We start from the raw sequence: 17402 nt of genomic DNA, 5'->3' as shown, positions 1-17402 counted from the left end.
TCTGAGCGCCGGTATGTCACTCAGGAGCCTCCTCGAGCAGGCTGCTGAGTGACATACCGGCGCTCGGTGCGGCCGAGACCCGGGAACGACGCCGGTATGCCCGCTACCGGGCGCGATCGACCCTGATCTCCTCCCACACCGGTCCGTCGGTCTCCCGCACCCGCCCGTCGGCGCCGAAGACGACGAAGCGGTCGAAGGAGTCGGCGAACCACCGGTCGTGGGTGACCGCGAGCACCGTGCCCTCGAAGGCCTCCAGGCCCGCCTGCAGCGCCTCGGCCGAGTGCAGGTCGAGGTTGTCGGTCGGCTCGTCGAGCAGCAGCAGGGTCGCGCCGGACAGCTCCAGCAGCAGGATCTGCACCCGCGCCTGCTGCCCGCCGGACAGCGAGTCGAAGCGCTGCTCGCCGGCCCGGGCCAGCTCGTAGCGGTCGAGCACCCGCGCGGCCTCCTGCTGCGGCATACCCCGCCGGTGCTCGTCGCCGCGGTGCAGGATCTCCAGGAGCGTCCGCCCGCGCAGCTCCGGGTGGTCGTGCGTCTGGGCGAACCAGCCGGGCCGCACCCGGGCGCCCAGCCGCGCCACGCCGGTATGCCCGACCGGCGCCGGCACCACGTCACCGACCGGCCGGTGCTCCGGCTCGGGGTCGCTGCCACCGGCCGCGAGGAGCCGCAGGAAGTGCGACTTGCCCGAGCCGTTGGAGCCGAGCACCGCGACCCGGTCGCCGTACCAGACCTCCAGGCCGAAGGGCCGCATCAGCCCGGTCAGCTCGACGTCCTCGCAGATCACCGCCCGCTTGGCGGTCCGGCCGCCGCGCAGCCGCATCCGCACCCGCTGCTCGTGCGCGACCGCCTCCGGCGGCCCCGCCTCCTCGAAGCGACGCAGCCGGGTCTGGGCCGCCTGGTACTGGCTGGCCATGTCGGCGTTGTAGGCCGCCTTGGCCTTGTAGCGCAGCATGAGCTCGCGGAGCTTGGCGTGTCCCTCGTCCCAGCGGCGCCGGGCCTCCTCCAGCCGGGCGTTGCGCTCCTCGCGGGCCTGGTGCCAGGTCGCGAAGCTGCCCGGGTGCACCCACAGGGTGCTGCCCGCCGCGCCCGGCTCCAGCGTCGCCACCCGGGTCGCGGCCTGGGCCAGCAGCTCCCGGTCGTGGCTGATCAGCAGGATGGTCTTCGGGCTGGCGCGCAGCTGCTCCTCCAGCCAGCGCTTGGCCGGCACGTCGAGGTAGTTGTCCGGCTCGTCGAGCAGCAGCACCTCGTCCGGCCCGCGCAGCAGCGCCTCCAGCGCCAGCCGCTTCTGCTCCCCGCCGGACAGTGTGTCGGTGCCCCGCCACTGCGCCTGCTCGAACGGTGTGCCCAGGGCCGCGACCGTGCACACGTCCCAGAGCGTCTCCTGCTCGTAGCCGCCGACGTCGGCCCAGTCGGCCAGCGCCTGGGCGTAGGCGAGCTGGGCCGGCTCGTCGTCGACGGTCATGATCGCCAGCTCGGCGGCCTCCAGCGCCCGCGCCGCGTCCCGGATCCGCCCCGGCGCCACCGACACGAGCAGGTCGCGCACCGTGGGCGGCTCGGCCCCGGCGGTGTCCCGCCCCATCGTGCCGATGAACTGCGGCATCACCCCCAGCCCGCCGCTGCGCGAGACCGAGCCCTCGTGCGGGCGCAGCTCGTCGGCGACGATCCGCAGCAGCGTGGTCTTGCCGCTGCCGTTCGGTCCCACCAGGGCGACCCGTGCCCCGTCGCCGAGGCGCAGGCCGATGTCGCGCAGCAGCGGCCTGCCGTCGGGGAGCGTGTAGCCCACCGCGGCGACGTCGACGTGTCCCATGCCCCCATCGTGCCTGGTCCGGCGCGGGCGCCCCAGCCCTTTTCACCGCGCCGCCAGCCGCGGCACACGGCATACCCGGGCGGCATTGATACCTTGACCCCCACGCGCCGACCGGTGCGTGCCCGACGGCAAGGAGCTCCCCACGTGTTGATCGCTGTGCTCGGCGGCGACGGCTTCTGCGGCTGGCCCGCGGCGCTGCACCTGTCCGACCTCGGCCACGAGGTCGTCATCGTCGACAACCTCGTCCGGCGCCGGATCGACGAGGAGCTCGGGGCGCAGTCGTTGACCCCCATCGCCGGCATCGAGGAGCGGCTGGCCGCGTGGCACGAGGTGTCGGGGCAGCAGATGCGCTTCCGCGATATCGACCTCGCGCAGGACTACGAGGGGCTGCGCTCCTTCCTCGACACCGAGCGCCCGGACGTGGTCGTGCACTTCGCCGAGCAGCGCTCCGCGCCCTACTCGATGAAGTCGCCGCGGCACAAGCGCTACACCGTCGACAACAACACCGGGGCCACGCACAACCTGCTGTGCGCCCTGGTGGAGACCGGCCTCGACGCGCACCTCGTGCACCTCGGCACCATGGGAGTCTACGGCTACGGCACCGCCGGTATGGCGATCCCCGAGGGCTACCTCGACGTCCAGATCTCCGGTGACGACGGCGCGCAGGTCGACCAGCAGATCCTCTACCCCACCAACCCGGGCTCGGTCTACCACATGACCAAGTGCATGGACCAGCAGCTCTTCGCCTACTACGCCAAGAACGACGCGCTGCGGATCACCGACCTGCACCAGGGCATCATCTGGGGCACGCACACCGACCAGACGCTGCGCGACGAGCGGCTCATCAACCGCTTCGACTACGACGGCGACTACGGCACGGTGCTCAACCGCTTCCTCATGCAGGCGGCGGTCGGCTACCCGCTCACGGTGCACGGCACCGGCGGCCAGACCCGAGCCTTCATCCACCTGCGCGACATGGCGCGCTGCGTGCAGATCGCGGTCGAGAACCCGCCCGCCCGCGGCGACCGGGTCAAGATCTTCAACCAGATGACCCAGACCCACCGGGTGCGCGACCTCGCCGAGCTGGTCGCGCGGATCAGCGACGCCGAGGTCGAGCTGGTGCCCAACCCGCGGCACGAGGCGGCGGAGAACGAGCTGCACGTGCACAACGAGACCTTCCTCGACCTCGGCCTGGAGCCGACGCTGCTCGAGGAGGGCCTGCTCATGGAGGTGGAGGACGTCGCCCGGCGGTATGCCGACCGCGCCGACCTCGACAAGATCCCGTGCACCTCGACCTGGACCTCGGCCCAGGAGGCCGGCGTCCCGGCCTCCCGCGCCGCGCTCGCCGGGGCGGGTGCCCCCGTGTCCACCGAGGGCCGCGGCGAGGCGACCGCCGGGGACCGCGCCGGGGACCGCGCGGAGCATCCCGCCTGACGCGGGCCCAGGCATACCCCATGCGGATCGCGCTGTTCACCGAGGTCTTCCTGCCCAAGGTCGACGGCGTCGTCACCCGCGTCACCCGCACCCTGGACCAGCTGACCGAGCTGGGGCACGAGGCGCTGGTCTTCGCCCCGGGCGAGCCGCCGACCCACCACGGGCCGCACCGCGTCGTGAAGGTGCGCTCGGTGTCCTTCCAGCCGTGGTATCCCGAGATCATGGTCGGCCTGCCGACCGCCCGCATCGCGCGGGAGATGCAGGCCTTCCACCCCGACATCGTGCACGCGGTCAACCCGGTGTGGCTCGCGGCCTACGGCGTCATCTCGGCGCGGCGCCGCAACCTGCCGCTGCTCGCCAGCTTCCACACCGACGTGCCGTCCTACACCACCCGTCTCGGCAACGGGCTCTCCCTGCTGCGGGCGCCGAGCCAGGCCTGGATCACGGGGATGCACAACCTCGCCGAGGTCAACCTGTGCACCTCGGCGCAGATGGTCGCCCGCGCCCGCGAGGTCGGCATCCGCGAGGTCGACCTGTGGCCCAAGGCGGTCGACACCGTCGGCTACCACCCCTCGCGGCGCGATCCCGAGATGCGCGAGCGGCTGACCGGGGGCCATCCCGAGGCGCCGCTGGTGCTCTACGTCGGCCGGCTGTCGCGGGAGAAGGACCTGGACCAGCTGCTGGAGCCGATCCGTGAGCTGGCGGCCGACGGGGTCCGGCTCGCCTTCGTCGGGTCCGGTCCGGCGCGGCCCGAGCTGGAGAAGCTCTTCGCCGGGACCCCCACGGTCTTCACCGGCTACCTCGCCGGGGAGGAGCTCGCGGCGGCCTACGCCAGCGCCGACGCCTTCGCCTTCCCCTCGACCACCGAGACGCTCGGCCTGGTGGCGCTGGAGTCCATGGCCAGCGGTGTGCCGGTCGTCGGCGCCCGCGCCGGGGGCATCCCCTTCGTCATCGAGGACGGCGAGACCGGCTTCCTCGTCGAGCCCGGCGACACGGCGGGGTATGCCGACCGCCTGCGCCGCCTCCTGCTCGAGCCCGGGATCAAGGGGCGGATGGGCGCGGCCGCACGGGCCGACGCGCAGACCCACTCCTGGCGGGCCTCGACCGAGTCGCTCGTGGAGTCCTACGAGCTGGCCGTGCAGCGGCACCGGGGCCGGCGGCCGGTCGTCAAGCCGCTGCGCGCCCGGCAGCACCGCGACCTGCGCTGAGCCGGGCCTCCGGGGCGAGGTGGCTCCAGGTCGGGAAGGCCGCAGCGAGCCGCCGCGGTGCTAGCGTGCGGGCCATGGTGATCGACGGGGACTCCACCACGACGGGGCGCGAGCGCTCGGCGCGGTCCACCTGGGGCAGCCGGTGGGCGGCGATGGGGCCGGGGCTGCTGGCGGCCTCGGCCGCGATCGGCGCCTCCCACCTCATCTCCTCCACCCAGGCCGGGGCGCTCTTCGGCTGGCAGCTCGTCTGGCTCATCGTCCTGGCCAACGTGCTGAAGTACCCCTTCTTCCGCTTCGGCCCGCAGTACGCCGCCGAGACCGGACGCAGCCTGGTCGAGGGGTATGCCCGGCGGGGGAAGGCATACCTCTGGGTGTTCTTCGTGCTGGCCGCCGTGTCCTCGGTCATCTCCACCGCCGGCGTCGCGCTGCTGTGCACCGTGATCCTCGCCTACCTGCTGCCCGCGTCGTGGGGCCTGGGCGTGCCCCTGCTCGCGACGGTGCTGCTCGGTGTGACCCTCGTGCTGCTCGTCGGCGGCCACTACAAGGCCCTCGACGGCGTCACCAAGATCATCATGGTCACCCTCGCCCTCTCGACCGTCGTCGCGGTGGTCATGGCGGCGGGCCAGGGAGCGGTCCGGCAGCCCGGCTTCGAGGACCCCTCCCCCTGGACCCTCGCGACCCTCCCCTTCCTCGTCGCGGTCATCGGCTGGATGCCGGCGCCGATCGAGATCAGCGCGCTGAACTCGCTGTGGGTCAAGGCCAAGGCGCAGGGGCGGCGGCTCGCGGTGCGCGACGTGCTCTTCGACTTCAACACTGGCTACGTCGTCTCCACCGTGCTCGCGGTCTTCTTCATCGGCCTCGGGGTCTTTGTGCAGTACGGCAGCGGCCAGGAGCTGCAGATGGCCGGCGGCGCCTACATCCCGCAGCTCATGAGCATGTACGGCGCGGCCATCGGGCAGTGGGCGGTGCCGCTCATGGCGCTCATCGCCTTCGCCTGCATGTTCGGCACGGTCATCTCCGTCGTCGACGGGTATGCCCGCGCCTGCGCCGAGTCGGTGCGGCTGCTGCGCTCGCGGCCGGAGATGAGCAGCCGCTCCAAGGACCTGTGGATCACCGGGATCTCGCTCATCGCGCTGGCGATCGTGGTGTGGATGAGCGCGTCGCTGGCCGACATGCTGCGCTTCGCGATGGTCAGCGCCTTCCTCACCGCGCCGGTCTTCGCCTGGCTCAACTTCTCGATCATCCGCAGCGAGCGCCAGCTGTCGGGCACCATGCGGGTGCTGTCCTACGTCGGCCTGGTCTTCCTCGTCGGCTTCACGCTGCTCTTCCTGGCCTCGCAGTTCGGCCTGCTTGCCTGACCTCGAGGATCTCGGTCGCAGACCGTCCCCGTGGCCCGAAGGGCGCGACTGCACCGGTCATGTCGTGGAATCGCGTCGGCGGGCGACATATCTGCTGCAGTCGCGCAGCGCCGGACGCGGGACTCAGCCGTCGGCGAGGCGTTCGGTGACGCGCTCGACCTTCTCGGTGAGCTGACCGGTATACCCCGGGCGCAGGTCGGCCTTGAGCACCAGCGACACCCGGGGCGAGTGCTCGCCGACGGCGTCGCAGGCCGCCTTGATGACCGGCATCACCTCGTTCCACTCCCCCTCGATCGTGGTGAACATCGAGGTCAGCTCGTAGGGCAGGCCGGAGTCGCGGACGACCCGGAGGGCGTCGGCGACAGCTGCGCTCACCGAGCCGGAGTCGTCGGCGGCCTGGGTCGGGGCGACGGAGAAGGCGAAGAGCATAGCGGCCACGCTAGTGCCGGGGGCTGCGTGACGCGCAGCCGGGCTGTAGAGTACGAATCGTTCACTACAGGGAGGTGGAGCACGTGCGAAGGGAGCCGGGCCAGCAGAGGGCGGTCCTGCGGCTGGAGGAGGTCGGGGCGGAGGACCTCGCGCTCGTCGGGGGCAAGGGGGCCAACCTCGGTGAGCTGATCGACGCGGGTCTGCCCGTGCCCCGCGGGTTCGTCGTCACGACCCAGGGGTACGCCGAGGTCGCGGCGGGCGTCGACGTGTCCGGCGACCTCGGTGACGGCAGCGCAGTCCGCCACGAGCTGGCGGGCGTCGACATCCCTGACGGCTTGCGGGAGCAGATCGTGGCGGCCTACGCCGACCTGGGCGAGCCAAGGGTGGCCGTGCGCTCCAGCGCTACCGCGGAGGACCTGCCGGGTGCGGCCTTCGCGGGGCAGCAGGACACCTACCTCGACGTCACCGGGACGGAGCAGCTGCTGCGTGCGGTCCGTGAGTGCTGGGCCTCGCTGTGGACCGAGCGGGCCATCGCCTACCGGAGGCGGCTCGGGATCTCCCCGAGCTCGGTCGCCCTCGCCGTGGTGGTGCAGGAGATGGTGCCCGCGGACGCGGCGGGCGTGATGTTCACCGCCAACCCGGTGACCGGCTCACGCGACGAGGTGGTCGTCAACGCCGCCCCCGGGCTGGGCGAGGCGCTGGTCTCCGGAGAGGTCACCCCGGAGACGTCGGTCGTCGCCGGAGGCCGCGTCACCGAGCGCACCGCCGGGGAGTCCGCGGGGCCGGTCGTGCCGGACGAGACGCTGCTCGCCCTGGCGGCGCTCGGGCGCCGCGTCGCCGAGCACTTCGGCCGGCCGCAGGACATCGAGTGGGCGGTCACCGGATCGGGGTTGTCGCTGCTCCAGGCCCGCCCGATGACGGCGTTGCCGCCGCCTCCCCTGGACCTCGCCCCGGTGCAGCGACTCACCGGCCCGCAGATCCTGGAGATGCTCCCCGCCCGCCCCTACCCGCTCGACGTCAGCGCGTGGATCGCGCCCGGCCTCGGCCGGATGGTGCAGCGGATGCTGCTGGAGATCCCCGGGCTGACCGTGTCCTTCGCGGACGTCCTGCCCGAGCGCGACGGGGTGGTCGAGCGCTTCGTGCCGCCGCACCCCCGACCGACGGCGCGGGTCCTCACCGCGCCGGCACGGATCCTGCCCCGGTTGCGCTGCTTCCGGCCGGCACGGTGGTGGGACGACCCGCGCTGGGCGGCCTTCGACGCGCGGGTGCGTCGGATGAACGCCACCGACCTCGCCGGCCTGGACTGGGCCGGTCTGCTCGCCACCCACCAGGACGCCCTGGCCGCGCTGGACCTCGTCACCGACCTGCGGGTCGACCACCTGCCCCGGGCCGCGGTCGACCTCGTCGGCCTGCGGCTGGCCGCGCTCGCCCTGGGCCGCTGGTCGCCGGCCCTGACCCGCGGCATACGCAGCCGGACCGAGGCCACCAACGACGCCCTGCAGGAGCTCGCCGACCTGGCCCGGGAGGACGACGACCTCGTCGCCGCGCTGGACGCCCAGGAGCCGATGACTGCGCTGGACGACCCGCGGTTCGCCGGCTTCCGGGAGCAGCTGGATGCCGTCCTCCGGGACTTCGGGCACCGCGAGTCGGCGAGCCCGCTCTTCCTGTCCCTCCCCACCTGGCGGGACGCGCCGGAGACCGTGCTGGCTCTGGTCCGGATGCTCGTCGACCGGCCGGCCGGGTCCGAGGCTGCCGAGGGTGGCGCGGCGGCTCACGAGGCGGTCGCGGCGCAGCGGCACCTGCTGGAGCACCCGCTGCTCCGCGGGCCTCTGGGCGAGCCGGTGCGTGGACTCCTCGACGACGCGCGTGCGGGCATCGCCTTCCGCGAGGACTCTCACTTCGAGGCGACCCGGGTGCTCCCGGTGCTGCGTGCCGTGATGCTGGAGGTCGGCCGTCGGCTGGCGGGGGCGGGCGTCCTCGCGCAGCGCGACGACGTCTGGCACCTGCGCTGGGAGGAGGTGGCCGCACTCGGCGACCTCGGGGACGCCGCCGCGGACGCGGCGGCCGAGCTGCGGCATACCGTCGACCGCCGCCGGGCGCGCCGCGAGGAGCTGGCGTCGGTGCCGCTCATCGCGCCTGGCGCCTTCCGCCGCTCCCGCGGGGCACCTCCTGACGCCCTCGTGACGGGCACCCCCGCCAGCGCGGGGCGCGCGAGCGGCCCGGTGCGGGTGATCCGCAAGCCCGCCGACTTCGCCCGCCTCCGCCCCGGCGACGTCCTGGTCTGTTCCTACACGAACCCGTCCTGGACCCCGCTCTTCCAGCGCGCCGTGGCCGTGGTCGTGGACACCGGAGGCGTCGGGTCGCACGCCGCGATCGTGGCACGTGAGTATGCCGTCCCTGCCGTCATGGGCACGGGCACCGGCACCCGAGCCCTGCGGGACGGGCAGCTGGTGGTCGTCGACGGCGACGCGGGCGTCGTGACCGCCGCGCCGGCGGTCGGGCCGTGACCAGCGGCGCGGACCACCGGACCGGCCCCCGACGCCGAGGGTCCGAGCTCGAGGATGCGATCCTGACCGCGGCGCTCGACGAGCTCACCGAGGTGGGTCTCGCCGAACTGCGGATGGAGCGGGTCGCCCTCCGGGCGCAGGCCAGCAAGGCCTCGCTCTACCGCCGCTGGCCGAGCCGGCTCGAGCTGGCGATGGCGGCGGTCCGGCACGCCTTCCCCGACCTCGACGCGGCGGCCGACACCGGGAGCCTGCGCGGCGACCTGCTGGGTCTGCTGCGGGGGGTCGCCGACCAGCTCGCCGGTCCTGCTGGGCAGGCCCTCGCGGCGGTGCTCAGCGAGTCTCTCCTCGACCCGGCCCGTGCCGGGCGGGCCGGAGCTCCTCCCGGCGGCACCACGCTGCGGGCCCTGCGCCTCGTGGCAGACCGGGCGGTGTCGCGCGGCGAGATCGACCCGGCGCGCGTGACGGACCGACGGCTCGAGGCCGGGTCGGCCCTGCTGCGGCACCACTTCATCACGCACGGCGCGCCGGTCCCGGACGAGATCGTCGTGGCGATCGTGGACGAGGTGGCGCTGCCCCTGCTCACCGGTGACGGGCTCTGGTCGAGCAGACGGCCGGCGCCGGAGGAGTATGCTCGCTCCTCCTCCCCCTCCCGACGCCACGACGAGGTGAGCCGTCATGCCCGCTGCCCCCACCCATCCTCCTGATCCGCAGGCCGACCTCGCCGCCGAGCAGGCCCACCTGGCCCGCGCCCGCGACGAGCTCGCGCGCATGCGTGAGCACACACTCAGCCTGACCGCCGACGGAGGCGACGCCCTCGCCGGCGAGGCGCTGGCGCAGACACTCTGGCTGCGCGCGAAGGCGCTGCAGGACGACCCCGGCACCACGCTGTTCTTCGGTCGGCTCGACACCGCCGAGGACGCGCTCTACATCGGCCGCCGGCACGTCTCCGACGCCGACGGCGACCCGGTCGTCGTCGACTGGCGGGCCGGGGTGTCCACACCCTTCTACCGCGCCACCCCGACCGATCCGATGGGTGTCCAGCGCCGGCGCCGCTTCGGCGTCGAGGACGGCCAGATCACCGCGCTGGAGGACGAGTGGCTGGGGACCGGCGAGCCCGGGGAGAGCGGTGGCAGCGGCATCCTCGCCCGCGAGATCGAGCGACCGCGCATCGGGCCGATGCGCGACATCGTCGCCACCATCCAGCCGGAGCAGGACGAGATCGTCCGCGCCGACGTCGCCACCACGCTGTGCGTGCAAGGGGCACCGGGCACCGGCAAGACCGCCGTCGGGCTGCACCGCGCCGCCTGGCTCTTGTATGCCTACCGCGCCCGGCTCGCCCGCTCCGGCGTCCTCGTCGTCGGGCCCAACCGCGCCTTCCTGGAGCACGTCGGCGCGGTGCTGCCCTCGCTCGGGGAGATCACCGTGCGGCACACCACGGTCGAGGAGCTCGTCGCCGACGCCACCGGCGCGACGGTCCGCTCGACCGACAGCACCGAGGTCGCGCGGCTCAAGGGTGAAGCGCGCATGGCGGAGGTCCTGCGCGCCGCGCTCTGGGGGCAGGTGTCCAGCCCGACCGAGGCGCTGGTGGTGCCGCGCGGGTCCCGCCGGTGGCGGGTCCCGGCATACCAGGTGCAGGAGATGGTCGAGGAGCTGCGCACCCGCGGCGTGGGGTATGCCGCCGCCCGCGCGATGCTGCACCAGCGGCTCGCGCACGCGGTCATGGTGGCGATGGAGCGCTCCGGGGACGCGCCGGACGACCGGGTGCAGGACAGCGTCGCCCGGTCCGCGCCGGTGAAGGCCTACGTCAAGGACCTCTGGCCGCAGGTGAAGCCGGCCGCCGTGCTCGCCGCGCTGCTCACCACGGGTGAGCACCTGGCCGACGACCAGCGCGCGATGGTGTGGGAGCGGCCCCCGCGGTCGGCGGCCTCGGCCCGGTGGAGCGCGGCGGACCTCGTGCTGCTCGACGAGCTCACCGACCTGGTCGACCGCACCCCGAGCCTGGGCCACGTCGTGCTGGACGAGGCGCAGGACCTCTCGCCGATGCAGCTGCGGGCTGTGGGGCGGCGTGCCTCGACGGGCTCGCTCACCGTGCTCGGCGACCTCGCGCAGGGCACGACGCCGTGGTCGACGACGTCGTGGGAGGAGTCGTTGCACCACCTGGGCAAGGAGCTCTCGGCCGGGTCGACGCACCTCGAGGAGCTCGTCCGTGGCTTCCGTGTGCCGTCGTCGGTCATCGAGTTCGCCGCCCGGCTGCTGCCGTCGATGGCCCCCGACCTCGCGCCGCCGGAGTCGGTGCGGTCCAACCCGGGACGGCTCGACGTGGTGCGGGTCGAGGAGGCGGTGGAGGGCGCCGTGCGGGCCGTGCAGGAGGCGGCCGCGCACGAGGGGTCGGTGGGGGTCGTGGTGCCGGACACGTGGGTGGGCCGCGTCGGGGACGCGCTCTCGGGGGCAGGGGTCGGGCACGAGGTCATGGACGGCGAGCACGCCGACGACACGCTGCGACTGCGGGTCTTCCTCGTCCCCGCGACGGTCGCCAAGGGGCTGGAGTTCGACCAGGTGGTCGTGGTGGAGCCCGCGGCGATCGCCGCCGCCGAGCCGGATGAGCGGACCGGCCTGCGCCGGCTCTACGTCGTGCTCACCCGCGCGGTCAGCGGGCTGACGGTGGTGCATACCGACCCGTTGCCGGACGCCCTCGCCGTCTCTTCTGCGGGACCGACGTCGGCCTAGCACGACCTCCACCGGGAAGTGCGCCGATGACGGTCGTGCTATCCCGTGGTCGGTCCGGGCGGGGGCGGCGGCTCCTGCCCGCTGAGGCTGTCGTGCGCCACGTAGTACGTCGGCCGGCCGAGCTGCATCGTGTAGGTCCGCCCGACGTACTCCCCCAGGATCCCCAGGCACAGCAGCTGCACCCCGCCGACCGCGGTCACCACCATGAAGGTCGAGGTCCAGCCGGGCACGTTGAGGCCGACGGCATACCCCACCAGCGCGTAGACGAGCAGCCCCAGCGCGACCACGGCCCCGACGAAGCCCAGCCACGTGGCGAGCCGCAGCGGCGCGATGCTCGCCCCGGTGATGGAGTCGAGCGCGAGCCGCACCATCGAGGAGAGGGGGTACTTCGAGCGCCCGGCCGCCCGCGCGTCGCGACGGTAGGTCAGCACGCCGGAGGGGAAGCCGAGCGAGGGCACGACCAGCCGCAGCACGCGATGGTGCTCCGGCAGCGCGGTGACCGCCTCGACCGTGGCGCGCGACATCAGCCGGTAGTCGCCGGCGTTGGACGGCCCGTGGTCGGCGCCCAGCCGCCGCATCGTGTCGTAGTAGCCGCTGGCCGTGACCCGCTTGAAGCGCGTGTCGGTCGTGCGGTCGTCGCGCACGGCGTAGACCACGTCCAGCGACTCCGCGCGCGCCAGCCGCACCATGTCCGCGATGAGCTCGGGCGGGTCCTGCAGGTCAGCGTCGATCGTGACGACCAGGTCACCGCGGGCGCGCTCCAGCCCGGCGGAGATCGCGGCCTGGTGCCCGGCGTTGGCGCGCAGCCGGACGACCCGCAGCTGGGCCCAGCTATGCCGCTCGCGCGCCAGCAGCACCGGGGTCGCGTCGCTGCTGCCGTCGTCGACCGCCACGACCTCGTAGCCCAGCCTCAGCCCGTCGAGCACCGGCCGCAGCCGCTGCACCAGCAGCGGCAGGACGTCCTGCTCGTCGAACATCGGCACGACGACGCTCAGCGCGATCGGGCCGGCCTGCGGTGCGCTCATCGGGCCTCACGGGTCGCGGTCGGGTGGTCGGCCGATCCTAGCCCGGCGCGCAGCAGGACCAGCAGCACCACGGGGACCAGCGCGAGCACGTAGCGCGGTCGCGACTCGAAGATCAGCAGGTATGCCGTCAGCCCGCCGAGCGCGAGCGCCCAGGTGGTCAGGAGCGGGTCGGCGCGGGCACGCAGGAGCAGGGCCCCGGTGAGCAGGACGACCGCGACCCACAGCCCCTGCACCACCCCGGCCCGCTCGTCGTAGAGCTCGCCGGCGCCCCTGCTGGCCGCGGTCATCCCCGACAGTGACTCGGGCAGGCTGCTCGCCTGCCGGCTGTCGGCGCCCTCACCGTGCGCCCAGAAGGTCCCGTCGCCCCAGACCCACAGCGCCTTGGCGCCGAAGAAGCGCAGGTTGCCGACCAGACCGCGTCCGCCGACCTGGTCCCACGCCTGGGCCCGCAGGTCCGCCGCGCGGGTGGCGGGGTCCATCGCCGCCGTGGCCTCGACCTGGTCCTGGCGGTAGGCGCCCCACCGGCGCACCGGTGAGTCCTCGGCGGAGTCCCAGGTGCCCATCGCCAGGAAGTGCTCCGGCGGGAAGGGCGCCTCCACCTGCGCCAGCCGCTGCGCGTCCAGCCCGGTCCCCCGCGCCGAGGCCCCGTCGAGCAACGCCACGGTGCCCCACGAGACGGCGCCGAGGAGAGCCACGGCGACGACCCGTCGCCACTGCCGCGACCACAGCACGACCAGCACGAGCGCGATCGCGAGCACGACGACATACGGCTTGAGCGCGACGCCCAGCCCGAGCGAGACCGCCCCGGTCAGCGCCCACGGCCAGCTCCACCCGGCAGCGCCGCCGCACCGCACCATCGCCAAGGCCGCGACCGAGACCGCCGCGGCCGCCGGGAGGTCGGTGTAGGGCACGGCGACGTTCGGCGACAGGCCCACCAGCACCAGGGCGAGCGCCTGCACCGGCAGCACGGCCCGCGGGTGACCGAGGAGCTGGGCGGCGCGGCCGAGCGACCACAGCACCACCCCGACGCACAGCACGTGCGGCAGCAGCACCGCACCCAGCGCGGGCAGCGAGACGACCGAGCCCGCCTCGACCGCCACCTGCTCCAGCCAGAGGAGGCGCACGTTGTGCGGGTAGCGCGCGTAGTAGGTCAGCGCCTCGACGGGCAGCGGCTCCCCCGCGGCGAGCGTCGAGGCGCTGGAGAAGATCCGGCGGGCGTCCCAGCCGAAGGGGATGAGCGCCAGCGCCGCGTGCGCCCCGGCCAGCAGCGTGCCCGCCGCAGCACCGGCCCAGAGGGTCCCGGACCGCGCCCCCCCCTCCCCCCACGCCTGCGCCGAATTGGAGGAGCGACCGCCCGAGGAGCACGAGGACCAGCAGCGACACCCCCGCGGCCACGCGGACCACCACCGGTGGGAAGACCAGCCAGCCGTTCAGCGGTGTCACCAGCGCGACGACGGCCGCCACCAGCAGCCCCACAGCGAACGCCCGTTGGAGCAGCAGAGCCATCCCCCGGTCGGCACCCGTGAGCCGCCCCGACCCCTGACCTGTCATGAGGACAGCGTAGGTAGCGGCGGGCCCCGCCTCGCACCACCTGGGCGGACGGCATACGGTAGGCCGCAGCAGACTTCCCGCACACGAGGAGAACACATGCACCCCACGCACATCCCACTCCGGGTCGCCACCGGCGCGTTCATCCTGAACTCCGGCATCGGCAAGCTCAAGGCCGGTGAGGAGGAGGCCGAGCAGATGCACGGCTGGGCCTCCAGCGTCTACCCGGTGTTCAAGGACATGAAGGCGGGCGACTTCACCAAGGCCCTGGCCTACGCCGAGATCGGGCTCGGTGCTGCGCTGCTGCTGCCGACCGTGCCGTCCGCCGTCGCCGGGGCCGGCCTGGCCGCCTTCGGCGTCGGGCTCACCGGGCTCTACCTCAAGACCCCGGGCATGACCCAGGAGGACGGCATCCGACCCACGCCGGACGGCACCGGGCTGGCCAAGGACGTGTGGCTGGTCGGCGCGGGCCTGACGCTGGCCACGCAGTCGTTCCTCTCCGGCACCAAGCACGCCGCGCAGTCGGTCGCCGACGGTGTCGGCAACGCCGCCGGTGCCGTGGCCGGAGGTGTCACCGGCGCGGCCGGTGCCGCGGCCGCCGGGGTCACCGGCGCGGCCAGCTCGGTCGGCCACGGCCTCGCCGACGCCGTCGGCGTGAGCGGCAAGGGCAAGGCCAAGGGCACGCTGAAGGGTCTGTCCAAGGGCGCCCACACCGCCCGCGAGGACCTGTCCGAGGCGCTCGCCGACCTCGCGGACTCGCTGCTCGGCAAGCGCTGAGTCAGCCCAGCCACCTCTCGAGGCCGTCGCGCAGATGCGCGGCGGCCTCGAGGTATGTCGTGCGCCGTGCGGGGTCGGTGGCGGCTGCCGCCACCCGGTGCAGGTGCGGCTGGATGAAGAAGGTCTCGTGCAGCAGCCAGACCTCGCGGCGCACCAGCAGCGGCCCGAGGTCGACCGGGGCCCCGAGCCGCTCGCGCTCGCGGGCGTAGGCCTGCGCCTGGGCGCGGACGCGGCGCTCGTTCATCGGGGCGTACCACGGGTCGGCGTGCACCGGCCCGCCGGAGAACGCCAGGTCCCGCGCGGGGTCGCCCACGTGGGCCCACTCCCAGTCGATGAGCCGGGGGACACCGCCGTTCACGACGACGTTGCTCAGGCAGGCGTCGCCGTGGACCAGGGCGGGCTCGACCGAGCCGAACGCCGGGAGGCTCTGCTCGCTGCGGCGCAGCACCGCGGGCCAGAGCGGGTCCAGCACGGCCGCCGGGCCCGGCTCGTGCTCGCGCCACCAGTCGCGCGCGGCGTGCGCGGCCGCCACCGGGTCCGGGGCTGCCGGTGCGGGGAGTCCCTCGGTGCGACCGCCCACGTGCAGGCGGGCCAGGGCGCGGGCGAGGGCCGCGAGGAGCTCGTCGGTCCAGTCGGCGGGGGCGCGCACCTCACCCGGGACCGCCGTGCTCACGAGGTATGCCGTGGGGTCGCCCTCCGTCGGCAGCCGCACCGCCACGGGGCGGGCGGCGAGGTCGGCGTCCGCGGGCACCCGGGTGAGCAGGTCCAGCTCGGCGTCCAGGCCGAGCGGCAGCTCGTGCACCGGCCGGTGCGGCACGCGCACGGCCAGACCTGGCTCGACCTCCCACACCGCGCACGACTCGCCCCGCCCCAGGAGGCGCACCTGCGGGCGGCCTGGCGGCACGGCATACCCGGCGGTGGTGAACCACCCGGGGTGGGCGGCGGCCAGGTCGGCGACCCCCTCGGCGTCCAGCTGGGTCGGCAGCACCGCCCGATCGTCGCACGGCACGCCGTCCCGTCCGTGGGTCACCACCCCGGCGCCGGTGGGGCGTGCCGCCCGCGGACGTCGAAGGCGGCTCGGGCCCTCAACCGTGCGTCTCGTCGGACGGGCACCACGCGGGCGCATCTCGCACGATGCGCCCGCGGAGTCGCGTGCTGCCCGTCGGGGCGCACGCGGGCGTCGCCCTGGCTCGTGCCAGAGTGGCCGGGTGACGCACCCCGCCGAGGCCCTGCTCGACCGCTGGCTCGCCGACGCCGCCCTGCTCGCGCCCGAGGCGGGCCGCGACCTGTGGCTGGCGGAAGGGTCGCTGCTGCTGCGCGGGTGGTCCGAGCCCCAGCGCCGCTACCACACGACCGAGCACCTCACCGAGGTCCTGGCGGCGATCGACGAGCTCGCGGCCGCCGGCGAGGTCGACCCCGACGAGGCGCTGCTGGCGCGCACCGTGGGGTGGTACCACGACCTCGCCTACGACCCCCGCGCCAGGCCCGGCAGCAACGAGCACCGCAGCGCCACCTTGGCCCGCGACCACCTGCACCGCCTCGGCGTGGACGACGGCACGGTCGACGCCGTCGAGGCCGGCGTGGTCATGACGCTGGACCACGAGGGTCCCGGCGAGGGTGGTGCCGCCACGGACGCCGTCCACGACGCCGACCTCTGGATCCTCTCGGCGCCGCCCCCGCGGTATGCCGCCTACCGCGCCCAGGTCCGCGAGGAGTACGCCCACGTGCCCGAGGACGCGTTCCGCGCCGGCCGCCTCGGGGTCATGGGGCCGCTGGCCGGGCGCGAGCGGCTCTACCGGACCGGGCACGCGCACGAGCACTGGGACGCCCGCGCCCGGGCCAACCTGCAGGCCGAGCTGGCGGAGCTGCGGCGGCCCTGAGCGCCCACGCCGCTTCGGTGGGGCTGCGGCGGGCCTGAGCGCCCACGCCGCTTCGGTGGGGCTGCGACGGGCCTGAGCGCCCACACCGCTGCGTTTGGCTGCGGCCAGGTGGCGAGCAGGGTCGTCACCTCATCTGTCCTACGTGTCACACGCGCCCCGCACTGCGGAGACGTTGCCAGACGCCGGGGATATCACCCCGGCTCGCGTGACTTTCCCCGCAGCGGGATGCGTATGGGGCGAGCGTGACCAGGTGAGGTCGACGGCCCGGCCGGACACCACCGGTCCCGCACGCCACACGCGCCCCGCACTGCGGAGACGTGTCCCGACGCCGGGGATATCACCCCGGCTCGCGTGACTTTCCCAGCAGCGGGATGCGTATGGGGCGAGCGTGACCCAGGTGAGGTCGACGGCCCGGCCGGACACCACCGGTCCCGCACGCCACACGCGCCCCGCACCGCGGAGACGTGTCCCGACGCCGGGGAAATCACCCCGGCTCGCGCGACTTTCCCCGCAGCCGGGTGCCCGAGGGGTCCGTGTGACTCATGTGGCACAGCTCCCGCCGGTGGCGGTGCCTCACCCACGGACGCCGAGCCCGTCGGCGGTGCGACCCGCGGGCACCCCGAGCACGACCTGCGTAGGCCCACCCCCGAGGCCCGACCTGCGGAGCCCCACCCCCGCGAGGCACGGCCTGCGCAGCCCCACCCC

13 protein-coding genes are annotated in these 17402 nt (G+C 74.4%); 8 read left to right on the top strand and 5 right to left on the bottom strand.

Going from position 1 to position 17402, the window contains the following annotated elements; genetic code table 11:
- Window positions 1-103 precede the first annotated feature (103 nt).
- Entirely contained in the window at window positions 104-1804 is a 1701-nt protein-coding gene (locus tag SGUI_RS14055; protein ID WP_066641335.1) for an ABC-F family ATP-binding cassette domain-containing protein, read from the bottom strand.
- 144 nt (window positions 1805-1948) lie between these two features.
- Between SGUI_RS14055 and SGUI_RS14050 the strand changes: the two genes are divergently transcribed.
- The 3 genes from SGUI_RS14050 (at window position 1949) to SGUI_RS14040 (ending at window position 5804) form a co-directional block, all read left to right on the top strand.
- Window positions 1949-3238: an NAD-dependent epimerase/dehydratase family protein gene (locus tag SGUI_RS14050; protein ID WP_083190700.1), complete on the top strand. Its 1290-nt coding sequence runs from the start codon at window positions 1949-1951 to the stop codon at window positions 3236-3238.
- Window positions 3239-3258: 20 nt separating this feature from the next.
- Window positions 3259-4446, top strand: a complete 1188-nt coding sequence (locus SGUI_RS14045) for a glycosyltransferase family 4 protein (protein ID WP_066641333.1) — start codon at window positions 3259-3261, stop codon at window positions 4444-4446.
- 74 nt (window positions 4447-4520) lie between these two features.
- Window positions 4521-5804: an NRAMP family divalent metal transporter gene (locus tag SGUI_RS14040; protein WP_066643430.1), complete on the top strand. Its 1284-nt coding sequence runs from the start codon at window positions 4521-4523 to the stop codon at window positions 5802-5804.
- 123 nt (window positions 5805-5927) lie between these two features.
- Here the strand turns inward: SGUI_RS14040 and SGUI_RS14035 are convergent, their stop codons facing one another.
- On the bottom strand, window positions 5928-6233 hold the full coding sequence (locus tag SGUI_RS14035) for a thiamine-binding protein (protein ID WP_066641331.1): 306 nt from the start codon (window positions 6231-6233) through the stop codon (window positions 5928-5930).
- 83 nt (window positions 6234-6316) lie between these two features.
- On the opposite strand from SGUI_RS14035, the gene SGUI_RS14030 reads away from it, so the two are divergent.
- The 3 genes from SGUI_RS14030 to SGUI_RS14020 are packed head-to-tail and all read left to right on the top strand — an operon-like array spanning window position 6317 to window position 11467.
- The gene (locus SGUI_RS14030; RefSeq protein WP_066641330.1) at window positions 6317-8740 is read left to right on the top strand and encodes a PEP/pyruvate-binding domain-containing protein; all 2424 of its coding nucleotides are present in this window, start codon (window positions 6317-6319) and stop codon (window positions 8738-8740) included.
- Window positions 8737-9444: a TetR/AcrR family transcriptional regulator gene (locus SGUI_RS14025; RefSeq protein WP_066641329.1), complete on the top strand. Its 708-nt coding sequence runs from the start codon at window positions 8737-8739 to the stop codon at window positions 9442-9444. Before SGUI_RS14030 ends, SGUI_RS14025 begins: the two co-directional genes overlap by 4 nt.
- Entirely contained in the window at window positions 9416-11467 is a 2052-nt protein-coding gene (locus SGUI_RS14020) for a HelD family protein (RefSeq protein ID WP_066641328.1), read from the top strand. Before SGUI_RS14025 ends, SGUI_RS14020 begins: the two co-directional genes overlap by 29 nt.
- A 38-nt stretch (window positions 11468-11505) precedes the next feature.
- Here the strand turns inward: SGUI_RS14020 and SGUI_RS14015 are convergent, their stop codons facing one another.
- Both SGUI_RS14015 and SGUI_RS14010 read right to left on the bottom strand, forming a co-directional pair.
- Window positions 11506-12492 (bottom strand): glycosyltransferase family 2 protein, encoded by a 987-nt coding sequence (locus SGUI_RS14015; protein WP_066641326.1) that lies wholly within the window; start codon window positions 12490-12492, stop codon window positions 11506-11508.
- Entirely contained in the window at window positions 12489-13616 is a 1128-nt protein-coding gene (locus SGUI_RS14010; RefSeq protein WP_066641324.1) for a hypothetical protein, read from the bottom strand. Before SGUI_RS14010 ends, SGUI_RS14015 begins: the two co-directional genes overlap by 4 nt.
- 523 nt (window positions 13617-14139) lie before the next feature.
- On the opposite strand from SGUI_RS14010, the gene SGUI_RS18365 reads away from it, so the two are divergent.
- The gene (locus SGUI_RS18365; protein WP_066641322.1) at window positions 14140-14817 is read left to right on the top strand and encodes a hypothetical protein; all 678 of its coding nucleotides are present in this window, start codon (window positions 14140-14142) and stop codon (window positions 14815-14817) included.
- Window position 14818: 1 nt separating this feature from the next.
- Here SGUI_RS18365 and SGUI_RS14000 read toward each other — a convergent pair whose 3' ends face one another.
- Window positions 14819-15805 carry a phosphotransferase family protein gene (locus tag SGUI_RS14000; protein WP_191090918.1) on the bottom strand — a complete coding sequence of 329 codons (987 nt, stop codon included), beginning with the start codon at window positions 15803-15805 and terminating at the stop codon, window positions 14819-14821.
- A gap of 220 nt (window positions 15806-16025) precedes the next feature.
- On the opposite strand from SGUI_RS14000, the gene SGUI_RS13995 reads away from it, so the two are divergent.
- Window positions 16026-16697 (top strand): HD domain-containing protein, encoded by a 672-nt coding sequence (locus tag SGUI_RS13995; RefSeq protein WP_066641315.1) that lies wholly within the window; start codon window positions 16026-16028, stop codon window positions 16695-16697.
- Window positions 16698-17402 lie beyond the last annotated feature (705 nt).

Source organism: Serinicoccus hydrothermalis, assembly GCF_001685415.1.
GTDB lineage: Bacteria > Actinomycetota > Actinomycetes > Actinomycetales > Dermatophilaceae > Ornithinicoccus > Ornithinicoccus hydrothermalis.
This window is presented reverse-complemented; position numbering and strand designations above follow the sequence as displayed.